Source organism: Pedobacter sp. GW821-FHT01D05, from assembly GCF_059422505.1.
In genome coordinates, this window is sequence record NZ_JBWKXA010000006.1 from 266,318 (window position 1) to 281,526 (window position 15,209).

Genomic DNA, 15,209 nt, shown 5'->3' on the forward strand with positions numbered 1-15,209 from the left:
ATATTACGCCAAAACTCAATTTTTGGTTATATTTGTTACTGTAAATTAAATGTTTATGGAACAGGTTGTAGGAAGAACTGAAGAAAAATTGCTGTTAAGCAAGATCGAGAAATCTGGTGAAAGTGAATTGATTGCTGTATATGGACGTAGACGGGTAGGAAAGACTTACTTAATTAGAAATGGTTTTACTAAAGAAATTGCATTTGAATTTTCTGGCATTCATCATGCAACATTAAATCAGCAGTTAGAAAACTTTAGTTTGGCACTTACAAAAGTAACAGGTGGTTTTCCTTTAGCCAAACCAGAAAGTTGGATAGCTGCTTTTGAAATGCTAGTCCAATACCTCACGCCCTTAGTAAAAAAAGAAAGAACAGTCATTTTTATTGACGAATTTCCCTGGATTAATACGCCCCGCTCAGGATTTTTGCCTGCATTTGAAAATTTTTGGAACAGCTGGGCTTCAAGGCAAAAAAAACTTATCGTTGTTATCTGTGGTTCTGCAGCTTCCTGGATGATCAATAAGGTGATTAATAACCGAGGAGGATTGCATAACCGTGTAACGAGGAGGATAAGACTTCTTCCTTTTACTGTTGGCGAAACCGCAGCATACCTTAAATACAGAAAAATAAAGCTCGATAAGTACCAGCTCTTGCAGGTGTACATGGCTATGGGGGGCATACCACAGTATCTTAAAGAAATAGAACCTGGCGAGAGTGTGGCTCAGATTATAGACAGGCTGTTTTTTACCAAAGATGGGCTGCTTCTTGAAGAATTTAAAAACCTGTATTATTCATTGTTCGATAAGGCAGAAAATCACATTGATATTGTTCAGGCATTGGCAAAAAAAGGCAAAGGATTAACACGTACCGAAATTATTAATGCCTGTAAGCTAAGCAGCGGCGGTTACGCTACACAGCTACTTGCAGAACTTGCAGAATCTGGTTTTATTACGCCTTATATTCCCTTTGGTAAAAATAGTAAAGACTCTTTGTACAAACTAACTGATGAGTATTCGATATTTTATCTCAAATTTATTGACGGAAATAAAGCAACGGGCGCTGGAACCTGGTTGAAATTTTATTCGGGTACATCATGGAAAAGCTGGAGCGGGTATGCCTTTGAGAGTATCTGCATGAAACATACCGCTCAGATTAAAAAAGCAATAGGGATAGATAATGTTTATACCGAAATATCTGTTTGGCGTTATTTGCCAAAAAACAGAGAAGAACAAGGTGTACAGATTGATCTGCTTATTGATCGAAATGATTCTTGTATAAATATATGTGAAGTTAAATTCTCTATTGTGCCTTTTGAAATTACTAAATCTTATGAAAAGGAATTAGCCAGCAAACTAAAGGTATTTCAATATCAAACCAGAACAAGAAAAGCACTGTTCTTGACTATGATTACAACTTATGGAATCGCAAATAGCGGACGCTACCCAGGTTTGGTACAAAAAGAGATTACAATGGATGTGCTGTTTGATGATTAGCCAAACTGATCAGTCAATTTAAAATAAGAAAAGCCTCCCATTGCTGGAAGGCTTTCTTAAACTCTGGAGTGGAAGCTTCCAGAGAGGGTGCAAAGATACAATAACCATTGTTTCTTGCAAGTATTATTTACTAAAAAAATATGGCAGTCTCTTAGCCATCAATTATTCCTGCCGATTGGTATTTTAAGTTCTTTCATTACCAGTAAAAAAATATCGGTTATGCTCACTTGTTGGAATATTTTCAACATTAACCATCTACAAGGATGTCCGTAATTTTTAAGTTCTTTAGTTTTGTTGATAAATATCAATAAAACAGGCTTTTACAGTGCTGTGGGAGGGGTAATGAATGAAGTGAACGGAAAATTTGCCTCTGCGCCGCTGTACTTTTGTATCAACGAGCAAACAAACTATTTATTTTTCCCTTTACTTTAAGCAATTGAAAAGACGCTCTTGTCTATCTTTCTTGGTGCTTGTGCTTTTTCTTGTGCCCACGTATTTGCGTGCGCAGGTTGTAGCACAGTGTGAAAATACAAAGCGTACTTACGCAGATTTTCAAGGATCGATCCAATACGGATTTAAGGTATTAGGCGGGTCTTTAATTATGGGTACCATTTCAGATGCTGCAAATGCTGTTAACGGACAGGTTAAAGATGCATCAACATTGGGCGTTGGACTTGGCTTGGCAGGCTTGGCATCTTCGACACAATTCTTACAGTTTAGTGCTGCTGGAGGTTCACCCAGATCAATTCCTGCAAATACTCCCGTTACAATTAAAATTTCACTTCCCACCGAAGTGTTAAGCGTTCTAAGCGGTGTAGAGATAGGAACATTTACAGGTTTGCATACTGTTGCTGCTGATTGGCCATTATTGGGATTGCTTGGTCCAGGCCATGATGCGGGATATGAGGCAACTACTGTTCCAATTTATAACGCTACCAATATAGCCGGTGTAATTAGCGGTTCGGGAGAGGTTGAGATTACACTCACGCCCAACCAGATATATAACGGGATTTATGTAAAGGTATCGGGCAATTTACTTTCGGTAGTATTGTCTACAAAGCTTTTCCATGCCTACATTATGGAAACGACTACTGATAAGATTGATTGTGATGAAGTAATTGATGTTTTATCGGGAGTACAGCCTACTGTTATTGGTGGGGTGTTAAATGCAACAGGAAAGGTAACTGATCCTTTCAATTCAATAGATAGCGATAAAGATAGCTATGCGCTGATGGATGTTGGGGTCTCGGTATTAAACAAAATATACCTTACGGCAATATTTAATAAACCTTCTCAGCCGAAAGATTCTGTGAGCATTATAATAGGTAAGCCAGGGGGCGGATTACTTAATCTGAGTTTACTTACGGGATTTATCATTCAACCTTATTTAAATGGAGTCAAAGCGGGGAATGCTTTCGATAATACAGGGACTTTTCTAAATCTTAGGCTTTTTCCGGGTTCCACAGATAAATATATATTAACCTTTCCGATTAGCGAGGTTTACGACCGTTTAGAAATTACTACCGGTGGATTGGCCGGTGTGCTGGGCTCACTTCAGGTTTACGATATTAAAAGAAAATTGGCTAAACCACGCACATTGATCGATCCTATTGCTGAAGATGCCAGGGCCATCTGTCAGGGAGAAACCACCACCTTTTCCGTTAACAATCCACAGGCCTGTACAGAATATAAATGGTACGATGCTGAAACAGGAGGCAATTTGTTGCATACCGGAGAAAATTATACTCCTCCATCCTCCCTACTTGCCGGAGATTATAGTTATTATGTACAAGGTAGCAGAACCTACTGCGTAACAGGGGTTTCTGAAAGGCTCCGTGTAAAATTAAAGGTTAATCCGTTACCTCCGCTCGATGTTCCGGGCACAACAATCTGCAGCGGAGCAACGGCTACGTTAGCGGTCAGCAATTCCGATATCACCCAATATACCTACAATTGGTACACCACTGCCAATGGAGTTACACCCTTTAATACTGGGGCAACCTATACAACACCTGCCCTTAATGCGAATACTACCTACTACGTAGAAGCCATTAATACATTAACAGGCTGTAAGAATGCCGGGGGGCGTAAAGCAGTATTGGTAAATGTTAAACCTATTGCTGTTGTAAATCCGATTATTGGCGTAAATACCATCTGTGCAGGAACTACCACAACTTTAACCAATGATAATCCTTCTGGCATTTGGAGTACTAGTGATGCCACCATTGCAACGATAGATGTTACAGGAAAAGTTACAGCTGTTGCCGCTGGCGGTGCCGTAATTAGTTACACTATTGCTGATGATGTTACCTATTGTGGGAAGAAAGTGGATTTTAATTTAACCGTAAATCCGCAGCCAAATTTAACGCTGGAATCAAATCCAGGTATTTGTGAGGGACTTAATACAACCAAAATGGCTTACACTAATCCGGTTTTTAATCCTGTTAGCTACAGCATCACCTGGGTGGCTGGACCAATTTCGAATGTTTCAAATCAAGCCTTGCCACCAAATGAAATTACGATCAACGTTCCATCAAATACACCGGTAGCAGTATATCAAGGGGTATTGACCATTAAAAATGCAAATGGCTGCGAACGGGCTATCCCTTTTAGTTTTAGGGTAAAGCTTGTGCCACATAAACCCACAGTATCTATTAATTAAAAAGAAAATAAATTATTCATCCCTAACAAATTAACATCATGACGAAAAAATCTACAAAACGCAACCTAAGAATCTTTGTATTTTTAATGTTTTTATTGCCGCTGGGTGCCTTTGCACAAGCGCCAAATGTATACCTGTGCGGAACAGGTACTGTAAAATTGAATCCAACTTTCACTGGTTATACACCTGTTAACGGCGATAAAATTGTATGGACCGTTGATGGAACTGCGCAAGCTCCAGTTGTATTTGATGGAACAAATGCTTTTTATCAGATCGCAGCAGGATTGGCTGTCGGAAACCATACTTACTCTGTTCAGGTTCAGCCAGCGGATGCGAATCTCTGTCCCAGTGATGCCTCTGACAATACCGTTGTAGAAAAATTACCTGCGCCTATTATCGCTGTTGCAGCTCCAGGAAGTGTTTATTGTACCGATCAAACAGCGGCCACGGTAATTACAGCGAGTAAGGATGCCTCAATAACATTGCCAACTGGTGTAACCATGACTTATGTTTGGTCTGCAACGCTAGGCGGTACTGCCGTAGCAGACATTACAACTTTAGGTACGGCATCTAGTTCTGGAGATACCTTTACACTTAAAGCTGGCGTGGCTCCAGGTGCGTATGTTTTCACTGCTATTGGAAGTTATGCTACAGGTGGTGTTCAGATTGTACCTGCAACAACTTGTACTGCAACTGCGAGTAAAGCCATTACCGTTACCGTTAAACCAGGTAAAGCAACTATCACTGTAGCGCCATAAGGTGTTATTGTTTATAAGGTTTAACTATCGTGATGTTTAACAGGTTAAGGATAATTGCGTTCGGCGTGCTGCTGCTTTCTGCAGCAGCATGCTTTGCGCAATCTGGCAATCCGAATACGCTTAATCTTAAACCAGGCGTTACTGTTAAACTGAGGGCCAATGGTACAGGTGCTACCTCTTATCAATGGTTCAGAAATGGAGATGCCATTTTGGGGGCTACCGAGCAAGATTATGTTGTAAATACCGCAGGGAAATATACCGTTATTACTTTTAGTTTGGGTGGCTGTAGCTCTGATCTGTCAGAAGAAATGGAAGTGGTGATGGAGACAGCCATATCAGCAGATGTTTCCATAGTTAAAAGATCTGAAACCAGACAGGTAATCAATACTGAGGTATTTAAATACAATTTATTGGTGCGCAATAACGGACTTGGTGAAGCTACCAACATACAGGTAAAGGATGACCTTCCAGAAAATTTAACCTTTGTAAGTGTCGATCCTACAATTGTTGGTACCGCAAGTTATAACGATCAAACCAAGACAGTTTCCTGGGCGATCCCATCACTTGCCAACGGCAGTTTTGTTGAGCTGATCATTAATGTAAGGGCAATGAAACCTGGTAATGTTGTTAATAGTGCCAGGGTTACCATCAACGAAATAGATCCCGATCCGTCTAATAATACATCAGTTGATACCAAAGAAATTACAGGGCTTAAAATACCTAATGTGTTTACGCCAAATGGCGATGGAAAAAATGAAACCTTTTTTATTGAACGCTTAGACCGCTATAGCGAAAACCAGCTTACCATTATTAACCGCTGGGGAAGTACTGTTTATGAAAAAGATAGTTATTTAAATGACTGGACAGCTAACGGTTTGGTAGATGGAACGTATTTCTATGTGCTTAAAGTGAAAACTGCAAGTGCTCAATGGCAGGAATTTAAAGGTTATGTTACTGTAATCAGATAAGTGGATTTAAAATATGAGGGTATGAAACTAAATTATACAGATGAAAAAGATTGTTGTAACGGCATTATTTAATTTAATTTTCCTTTGTCTGTTCGCTCAGCAGAATGCCCAGTTTGGACAATATATGTTCAATGGTTTATACATCAACCCAGCTTATGCGGGCTACAAAGAAGAACTATATATGCAGGCTTTTATCCGGGCTCAATGGACGGGTATTCAGGGCGCTCCTCAAACGCTTTCCATATCGGTAGATGAAGCGGTTAAGGAAGAAAGTTTAGGTTTGGGTTTATTGGTGTCGAAAGATAAAATTGGCGCACAGAACTCATTAAACCTATCAGGGAATTTTGCTTACCGCATTAAGCTAGACCGTACCGAAACCAATGTACTTGCTTTTGGCGTTGGAGTGGGCGTAATGCAAATGGGGCTAAACGGGAGTTTGTTAGATCCAAATGAAACTGGCGATAACAAGATTCCAACAGGATATGAAAGCCGTATTGTACCGGATATTAGGGCCGGTGTACATTATTCGAATGAAAAATTCTTTATCGGTTTCTCTGCCAATAACCTGCTTACACAATACCTTCCTGTTTTTAGGGATAATAATCTCTTAAGTATTACTTCTAAGCCGCATTTTTATTTAACGGCGGGAATGGTATTTCCAGTGAACAATGATTTTATGTTCAAACCTACTTTTTTGATTAAAGATGATTTGAACGGGCCGACCTCATTGGATCTTAATGCTTTTTTAATGATCAAAGAAAAAATTTGGTTAGGTGCTGCCTATAGGACCTCCGTAAAATTTTATCCTAAGCCAGCATTACAAAGCGATTTAAGGGCAAGGAGTGCCATCGGATTGATTACCGAGTTCTTTGTCCGCGAAAACCTCCGGATTGGCTATGGTTACGATTATAGTTTAAATAAATTCGGCAGCTATGATTATGGTTCGCACGAAATATCTATTGGGTATTATCTGCAAACTGCAAAAAGCAGAAGGCCAAAATGTTACTTTTAATAATCGGGTGCTTTCTGTCCGGACTTTCTTTATTTCTTTTCTTTTTTACTGAACGTCTATTATCTCTGCATGGGCTACATGCATTGTTTTTTGTAAAAAAAAATGAACGAAATGAATGTTGCAAAAATATTTTACTTTACCTGTTACATTAAGATGGTCAGCTTCTGTTATGTTTACTCTATTCGGGTTCTTTAAGATTAAGCTTAGCATTTTTTGCTAGAATAAATCAGTTTGTGCTTCAAAATATTAAGAAATTCTCATTATAGAGGTATTTAAACATCATAATTGGCTCAATAATCTACTTTATTTTTATATTTCGTTAAAAAATACTATTATTAAGGGTCTAAAGTCTATCCCTATTTGTGTATGCTCGAATCCCGAAAGGTATTTTTAGTGAACGCTGTATTAAATTATTTCAGCAGTTTATGCCCTATAACCTCTGGATTTATCCAGGAAATAGAAAAAAATGTAGATGCGCTGCTAATCAAGAAAAATAAATACATTTTATCGCCTATTGATAATAATGATTATGTTTTTTTTGTAGTATCAGGCATGGTAAGAGGTTTTATTAAAGAAGGTAATAAAGAGATTACCACTTGGATCAGTTTAGGTAATGAATTTATTGGAGCGATTCAACATCCCGATGCAAACACCCAACCCTCAATTGAATATTTGCAGGCATTGGAAAATTCAGAATTGGTTGCCATCCCACACTTATTGATTGATGAGCTTTACGCCAGTTACCAGGAAACGAATGTTATTGGCAGAAAGATTTTAGCGCTCCAGTATCATGCCGCCTCAGAGCGGGCTATAATAGCTCGAATTCCTTCGGCAGAAAGGCGTTATGAAAAATTCTTGGAAATGAACTCTTTTGATATATCTAGAGTGCCATTAAGATGCATCGCCAGTTATTTAGGTATGCGTTTGGAAACACTTAGCCGTATACGAAGTAAGCTGGTAAGAGAGCTGGTGTAGTTAACTAAAAAACTATTTCCCGGTCGGTCATAACAGGTTAGATAAATCCGTGCGGAAAGAATATGCATTTTAAACGCTATGTTTACATACATTATACACTTTTTACATATTGATGTACAACCTTAAATTGCATATACCAAACATCATATTTGTGTTTAAATTTGGGTAAGTAAAAATTAAATCAACGGGACGATTTAGATTACACTCGTAAGCCTCTCTTTTAAGGGAGGCTTATTTTGTTTCAGCCTGCCAGTGCTTATATACACGTTAAGCCTTTACTCAATATTGTTAATGTTTCTGATTAGTAGTATATTTATATATGGAAGTAGTAGTTGGATTATTAATTATGTTACTTGGCATTCCCTGGAAAAAGATAGGGAAGTGGCTGGAATTTGAAAAGTAAGTGGCATCTGGATATGAATGATACCCTCTGGAAAAGCATACAGCAATTTGATTTCGATCATCCACCGGGCGAATATAGCTTTTCGATCAGGTTGGCTAGTGAAAACCAATGGACAAAAGACTTTACCGAAAAAGCCATACTAGAATATAAAAAATTTATGTATTTGGCTGCCATTTCTGATGTAATGGTTTCCCCTTCAGCCATTGTCGATACGGTTTGGCATCAGCACCTCATTTTTACACAATCTTATCAGGATTTTTGTGCGCTGGTTGGTAAGCAGATCCAGCATGTGCCCTCTACACATCAAAAAGAGCAGGCAGAGCAGTTTAGGCTGGCAAAAGAACAGACGAAGCGCGTTTACCTTGATCATTTTGGCGCACAGCCCAAAGCTATTTGGGAATATGATACCATGTTGGCCGGCTTGAAGCTTGAATCGGCCAAACTTAAGACTGGTTTTTTTATCTTATACGGTGTACTGGTTTTCATCTTGCTTTCTGTTCCATTTTATTATTTGCTTAAACCTGTTTATATCCATATTGATAACCCTTATTTTATTTTGGGTTTTCTCGGGTTGGCGCTTCCCGCCTATGTAATACTCAGTTTATATACCAAAAACAGATTTAAACAGATTGCGCGCGATTTCGATCGGCAGTCGTTCGTTTACCACCTTAAACCATTTGAACTGATTTATCTTAAAAGACAGAAACTTGCCGAGGTAATAAACGGGGCCATAAGCGAACTTATTCATGCAGGTGTACTAAATGTAAATGCCCGTCGCCGTATTTATATTTCAAAAGAAGTAGATAGCCTTTCAGGAGAGCAGCTCCAGGTTGTTTCGGTATTAAAAGATAAAGGCGAAGTCTTCTACCCAGAACTGCTAGGGCAATTGCAGACAAGAGCGATTTTCAGAAATACTGCCAAAAGTATGAACATGTTTAAATGGTATTTCAGCCAGTCGAAACAGTTTGCACGACTGTTTTACTTGAATTTTGCAGTTTTTGCAACACTTACTATGTTTCCGCTCATTCGCTTGATAACAGGTATTATAAGGGATAAACCCACTTTTGAGATTGCACTTCTGACAGGATTTTTGGTGATTTTTATGGTTAAACACCTTTATGCACTCAATCAGCAGTTTTGCATCCGTACCATACCTGATTTGTATAAATCGGCAATTTTGCCTGCAATAAAAGATGAACAGGATTGGCGATGGAGTTACTTTTTATATGGATCGGCTGTGTTAACTGCAACTCTTGTTCCATTGGTAAGTTACGAAAGGAGTAGAGGGGGAGACGGCGGCGGAGCCAGTTCTTGTGGTTCATCCTGTGGAAGTTCTTGCGGTAGCTGCGGTGGTTGTGGAGGCGACTAATAATTTTTTTTGCTTTAAAACAAAATCTTCATCAAATCTTAATCTTTCTGCCGTAATATTGTGGGCATAAGGGGTGAGAGCCTTATATCAACTTCTAGTTGAGAGCGTTAATTTAGATAGAGGATGTAGCCAATGGTTACATCCTTTTTTTATTCCTGGCATATGATATGAGAGGGCTAAATGTTAACTAGACGATTGCAAGATTTGTCTCTTCAAGTTCCTTCAATAATGATGATACCTCATTCCAGTGATTTATCCTTTGGTGATGATCTTTTTCTACATTGTGAAATGCTGTAAACATTAAGGCTTTTCCCTTACAGAAATCAAGGTTTTTACAATGGTCGTCAATTAAATAATCGGTATCTATTATGCGCTTATCGCCACAAAAGATGATATTCTTCCAGCTGATAAAAGGAAAGTGCTCTGCAAGCCACTCGCGTTTTTCGAAGAGCGATAAAGGGAATTCCATAGCGGCTGAAACGATATAGATCTCGTAGTCTTCCATTAGTTTTTTTACGGCTTCAACAGCACCTTCCATAACAGGCAGGTTTCTGAAAAAGCCTGTTCTATTGCATATCTTCATGACCATTGCCCTATCCGGAAAAAGTTCTTCTTCCGATTTACCTTTTATATCATTGCGGGTAAGCGAAATGCCTGTTTCTGCCTGGTAGGTCTGAAGTATATGGTCTTCTATGTCGGCGAGAACGCCATCCATATCAATGCCTATTGATTTTCTCATTATCTGCTATATTTTGCAGCAAAAATATTTAATATTGCAATATATTGCAAATTATAATCTTGATAAATGTATATATTTGCAACATATTGCATTGTTATGGTAAAAGAAGAGCGTCTGCAGATCATTATTAATACCCTGGAAAAGGACAGTAAAGTACGGCTGAACGAATTGAGTGCGTTGTTAAATGTATCAGAAGATACTGTACGCCGTGATATTAAGGAGCTCGATATGCAAGGGCTACTCAGAGCGGTTAGGGGTGGCGCAATTTCCCATTCGCCCATTCCACAGCATTACCGGGATAGGGAAAAGTACAATCAGCAGCACAAGCAGGTTATTGCAAACAAAGCCTTAGGCTTTTTGAAAGATGGTCAGGTGCTATTTTTCGATGGCGGTACCTCGGTAGTGGCGCTGGCTGCCGCATTGCCTAAAGATTTAAAAATCACCATTATTACGAACAGCTTTCCAGTTGCCAATATTTTAGAAGACCATCCCAATGCCGAAGTGATATTTGCCGGCGGAAGATTGCATAAAACGGCATTTACCACTATGGGACAAGAAACCATCGATACTTTTAGAAAGGTCAGGGCTGATGTCTGTATGCTTGGCATTTGTAGTTTGCACTATAGCATGGGCATTACCTCCATAATATATGAAGATGCCCAGCTGAACAATATCATGATTAACCAGGCGCAGAAAATCATTGCGCTATCCGCGCTTGAGAAAATAAATACCGTGGAGCCTTACTATGTTTGCCCGGTTACCGATGTAGATGTAATTATCACTGAAACAGGTCCTGATAATGCGATCCTGGAGCCTTACAAACAATTGGGCATTGAAGTGCTTTAGTGATTTTTTTATATCTTCATGAGATGAAAAGCGCGTCTCTATTTCTTTTATGTCTTATGGTTTTTTGCTCTCTTAGAAGTTATGCCCAGTCGAAAAAAGTACCCACAAAGCCGATTGCTTTCGAAAATAGGTTGCCAGTTTATAAAGATGGAAAAATGTCCTTGCTCCACAAAGATTTGGATGAAGCGATAATGCCTATTGTAGACAGATATGTAACTGAGCATAAGAATCAAAGTCCACCATCAAAATTAAGAATAAGTCTGTTTATAGATGAAAAAGGTAAAGTTTACGATGTTGGCTTTCCATTGCTCAATCTTCCTAACGCTGAAAGAGAACAAGTTAAGGCTAGGTTATTAACAATGGAAGGATGGAAAGCCCCAGTTATTAAGGGTAAGCCGATCAAAAGTGTTTGGGTGTACAATGTCAATTGCCTTTTGTGGCAATGATGGTCTTTATATCTTAAAAGATAGTTTTAGAGATGTGTCTTACCGAAAACGATTTATCAATGGATTTTTTATATACTGCAAGAGGGACTTACGATAAAGATTATGATGGGGATGGGATGTCTTGGGGTAGCTATATCGAATGGGCCAGGCTGCCACATTTAACAGAGCTTGTTTCGCTGGACGGTATGTTAAATGATGTTTTAGTTGAGCCGGATTATAATAATGAATCAGATTGGGATTTTATCCATGTTGTAGAATTTTATCAGACTAACTTTTTTACAACACTCGATTATGTTTTCAGACGAATGGCTCCTAGAAATAAATTTAATCTCTTGACTGTTGTTGTAGAACCAGATCGGGCATGTAGCGATATCTTGGTTGATGGGTATGAATTTGTAGGTTATGAACTGTTGGATCAGGAATTTGATATTAGTGCTTTAACCAATTGCGGCGGTTTTGATGAATCATTTCTACCGTCAGATTTAAACGATAAAGGGCTTATTGGCGACTTTAAAAAAGCATATGAAATAAAGAAGCTTCTATTGGAAAATAATCCTGAAGAACACCATGCTGATACCAACGTGATTGCTGTTTGGCGACACAAAACAATTGGGAGATAAACCGAATAAATGAAAATACAGATTATAAGTGATTTACATCAAGAATTTGGTGTTTCTGAATTATCTTTCGGAAATGCTGATCTGGTTATTCTGGCGGGCGACATCAATTTAGGTACAAAAGGTATTGAATGGATTAAAGAAAATATTCCAGAAAAACCTGTAATTTATGTTTTAGGCAACCACGAATATTATAAAGGAACATATCCCAACACGCTCAATAAAATAATAGATGCGTCAAGAGGTTCTAATGTTAGCGTGCTGGAGAATGATAGTATTGAACTCGAAGGGATAAGATTTCATGGGGCTACTTTATGGACAGATTTTTCACTATTCGGAAATCCTGTAGAATATGGTATAATCTGTCAGGGCAAAATGAATGATTACCGGATGATTAGAAGGGATCCTTCGTACTCAAAATTAAGGACAATCGATACCTATAAAATCCATCAGATTTCTAAAAAATGGTTGCAGAAAAGCCTTGAAGAATCAAAGGCATATAAAAACGTTGTGATTACCCATCATGCGCCAAGTATAATATCTGTGCCAGAGGGGTACAGAAAGGATCCGGTTGCTTCAGCTTATGCGTCAGATCTTGAAGATGTCATCATCAAATACAAACCTGCTTACTGGATTCACGGTCATATCCATACCCCGGTAAGGTATAATCTTGGTGAAACTGAGATTATTTGTAATCCTCATGGGTATATTAGTGAAAAATATAATGGTTATGATAAAGAATTGATAATAGAAGTATAGGACTGCAATTAGGACATGTGCGTATTAGAATAATAAATGTTATGGATTGTTTAATTAACAGAATTGAAGGACTATTAGATAAAAGTGATTATGAAGGCCATTGGGATTTTATAAATTATTTTATTGACGGTTATTGGTTAGATGAAAAAATCGATGAGCTATATCCTAACAATATGTACAAAGGGCTCATTCCGACACTTGTATATTGGATGGAGATCGAAACAGAAAAAGCTGTGGTCTGGAAACGGATACTGCCAGAAGAAAACCAAACAACCATCTGTCCAGTTTTAATGTGTCCTGATGATAATGATTTTTCCTGTACTTTAATTGTCGCAGAGATTAGAAATTGTGGTAACCTCGTACAATGGAAGAGAGTAGGCTTAGATCAAACAAAGGAATGGGAACCTGAAAAGATTGGTACTAGTGTTGAATGGTTTGATAAAATAGAAGAACTAAACTTCGATAAAAAAGACTACTTATTAATGTTGACAAATTTTAAAGATAGATTGGCGTTTGATGAAGTAAGAATTAATGAATGGTTAAAAAATAAATCTTAATTCAATTTCCCCTTAAATAAGAAAAGAGACAATCTATCCAGACTTGTCTCTTTTTTCTAACCAAATATAAACCTGTTATGAGCCAGGCTTTGTCTTTAATCTTCTATCTAAACCGGGGTTTTTCAAGAAAATGATTTATCTTTTTTTGTGGTGATAAACATCGTTCCGTTTATTACTCTACAAATATAGTAAAAAATTTGATAGTGTAAAAAATACACTAAGAAAATTTTAAGTATTTTTTTTGTCATTTTTTATTTACCGACCCTTTTGTAGGAGATTTTGATGTTTAAAACGACTGTGTTGCAAATATAGCAGAAAAATATGTTAAGTAATTGTTAAATATTGTCAATTTATGGTACGATTTAGGCAAACGTTTGTTTAATTCCTGATTAAAAGTGGTTATTTTGAAATTTATTGGCGATTTTTTAGTTTTTGTAAGTGATTAAGTGAATTTTTGATGTAAAAATTGAATAAAATAAATTTTCGATATAGTTTTGGAATGGAATTTTATAGGTGAAAATTGTGTTTAAAATAAAAAGGCAACATTAAATGAATAATGTTGCCTTTTATATATATTTTAAAAGTGCTTAAAGCACTTTTTTTGTTACAAACTTGCGTAATATTCTACAAATTTAGCTAGTGCAGAAGAATATCCCCACTCGTTATCATACCAAGATACCACTTTAACGAAATTATCGTTCAGTGAGATGCCTGCTTTTGCATCAAAAATAGACGCGTGGTCATCACCAATAAAGTCAGAAGAAACAACTTCGTCTTCAGTATAGGCCAACACACCTTTTAATTCACCTTCTGAAGCTGCTTTCATAGCTGCTTTGATTTGTTCATAAGTAGCTGGTTTTTCTAAACGTGCAGTTAAATCCACAACAGAAACGTCAGCAACAGGAACACGGAAAGACATACCGGTTAATTTACCTTTTAATTCAGGTAAAACCATACCTACTGCTTTAGCAGCGCCGGTAGAAGAAGGGATAATGTTAGAGAAACCGCCACGGCCACCTCTCCAATCTTTAGCAGAAGGACCATCAACTGTTTTTTGAGTTGCAGTTACCGCATGGATTGTGCTCATTAAACCTTCAACAATACCGAAGTTATCGTTTAACACTTTAGCAATTGGTGCTAAACAGTTTGTAGTACAAGATGCATTAGAAACAATAGTTTGATCTGCAGTTAATTTATGGTGGTTTACGCCCATTACGTAAGTAGGGATATCGCCATCTTTAGCAGGAGCAGAGAAAACTACTTTTTTAGCTCCGGCAGCGATGTGTTTCTCCGCATCAGCACGGGTTAAGAATAAACCTGTAGATTCGATTACTACTTCAACTCCTACAGCATCCCATTTTAAATCAGCTGGATTTCTTTCTGCGGTTACGCGGATTGTTTTACCATTAACCACTAAATTACCATCAACAACTTCAATAGTGCCATCAAATTTGCCATGTGTAGTATCATATTTTAACATGTAGGCCATATAATCTGGCTCGATCAAATCGTTGATCGCTACAATATCTAATCCTCTTTTTAATGCGGCTCTGAAAACCAGTCGGCCAATACGGCCAAAGCCGTTTATTCCAATTTTGCTCATTGT

General features: G+C 37.9%; 14 protein-coding genes. 12 read left to right on the plus strand and 2 right to left on the minus strand.

Annotated features, from left to right (window positions below):
* Positions 1-55: 55 nt before the first annotated feature.
* The 7 genes from AC07VK_RS20785 (at position 56) to AC07VK_RS20815 (ending at position 9,639) form a co-directional block, all read left to right on the plus strand.
* Positions 56-1,492: an AAA family ATPase gene (locus AC07VK_RS20785; protein ID WP_492962839.1), complete on the plus strand. Its 1,437-nt coding sequence runs from the start codon at positions 56-58 to the stop codon at positions 1,490-1,492.
* A gap of 436 nt (positions 1,493-1,928) precedes the next feature.
* Positions 1,929-4,154, plus strand: coding sequence for an Ig-like domain-containing protein (locus AC07VK_RS20790; protein WP_492962837.1), 2,226 nt, complete (start codon positions 1,929-1,931; stop codon positions 4,152-4,154).
* A gap of 38 nt (positions 4,155-4,192) precedes the next feature.
* Positions 4,193-4,912: a hypothetical protein gene (locus AC07VK_RS20795; RefSeq protein ID WP_492962835.1), complete on the plus strand. Its 720-nt coding sequence runs from the start codon at positions 4,193-4,195 to the stop codon at positions 4,910-4,912.
* 32 nt (positions 4,913-4,944) lie between these two features.
* Positions 4,945-5,880 (plus strand): T9SS type B sorting domain-containing protein, encoded by a 936-nt coding sequence (locus AC07VK_RS20800; protein WP_492962833.1) that lies wholly within the window; start codon positions 4,945-4,947, stop codon positions 5,878-5,880.
* Between the two features lie 40 nt (positions 5,881-5,920).
* Complete coding sequence (locus tag AC07VK_RS20805; protein WP_492962831.1) at positions 5,921-6,892, plus strand: PorP/SprF family type IX secretion system membrane protein; 972 nt, start codon at positions 5,921-5,923, stop codon at positions 6,890-6,892.
* 366 nt (positions 6,893-7,258) lie between these two features.
* Positions 7,259-7,867: a Crp/Fnr family transcriptional regulator gene (locus AC07VK_RS20810; protein ID WP_494939823.1), complete on the plus strand. Its 609-nt coding sequence runs from the start codon at positions 7,259-7,261 to the stop codon at positions 7,865-7,867.
* A 416-nt stretch (positions 7,868-8,283) separates the two neighbouring features.
* Positions 8,284-9,639 (plus strand): glycine-rich domain-containing protein, encoded by a 1,356-nt coding sequence (locus AC07VK_RS20815; protein WP_492962828.1) that lies wholly within the window; start codon positions 8,284-8,286, stop codon positions 9,637-9,639.
* 187 nt (positions 9,640-9,826) lie between these two features.
* Here the strand turns inward: AC07VK_RS20815 and AC07VK_RS20820 are convergent, their stop codons facing one another.
* Positions 9,827-10,378: a 5' nucleotidase, NT5C type gene (locus AC07VK_RS20820; RefSeq protein ID WP_492955410.1), complete on the minus strand. Its 552-nt coding sequence runs from the start codon at positions 10,376-10,378 to the stop codon at positions 9,827-9,829.
* 66 nt (positions 10,379-10,444) lie between these two features.
* Here AC07VK_RS20820 and AC07VK_RS20825 point away from each other — a divergent pair, with 66 nt between their 5' ends.
* The 5 genes from AC07VK_RS20825 to AC07VK_RS20845 are packed head-to-tail and all read left to right on the plus strand — an operon-like array spanning position 10,445 to position 13,603.
* The gene (locus AC07VK_RS20825; protein WP_492962826.1) at positions 10,445-11,224 is read left to right on the plus strand and encodes a DeoR/GlpR family DNA-binding transcription regulator; all 780 of its coding nucleotides are present in this window, start codon (positions 10,445-10,447) and stop codon (positions 11,222-11,224) included.
* Positions 11,225-11,247: 23 nt separating this feature from the next.
* Complete coding sequence (locus tag AC07VK_RS20830; protein WP_492962824.1) at positions 11,248-11,670, plus strand: hypothetical protein; 423 nt, start codon at positions 11,248-11,250, stop codon at positions 11,668-11,670.
* A 59-nt stretch (positions 11,671-11,729) separates the two neighbouring features.
* Positions 11,730-12,290, plus strand: coding sequence for a hypothetical protein (locus AC07VK_RS20835; protein ID WP_492962822.1), 561 nt, complete (start codon positions 11,730-11,732; stop codon positions 12,288-12,290).
* A gap of 9 nt (positions 12,291-12,299) precedes the next feature.
* Positions 12,300-13,046, plus strand: coding sequence for a metallophosphoesterase (locus tag AC07VK_RS20840; RefSeq protein WP_492962820.1), 747 nt, complete (start codon positions 12,300-12,302; stop codon positions 13,044-13,046).
* A gap of 41 nt (positions 13,047-13,087) precedes the next feature.
* Positions 13,088-13,603 carry a hypothetical protein gene (locus AC07VK_RS20845; protein WP_492962818.1) on the plus strand — a complete coding sequence of 172 codons (516 nt, stop codon included), beginning with the start codon at positions 13,088-13,090 and terminating at the stop codon, positions 13,601-13,603.
* A 604-nt stretch (positions 13,604-14,207) separates the two neighbouring features.
* On the opposite strand, the gene gap is transcribed toward AC07VK_RS20845, so the two are convergent.
* Entirely contained in the window at positions 14,208-15,206 is a 999-nt protein-coding gene (gene gap, locus AC07VK_RS20850; protein ID WP_029280245.1) for a type I glyceraldehyde-3-phosphate dehydrogenase, read from the minus strand.
* Positions 15,207-15,209: the final 3 nt, after the last annotated feature.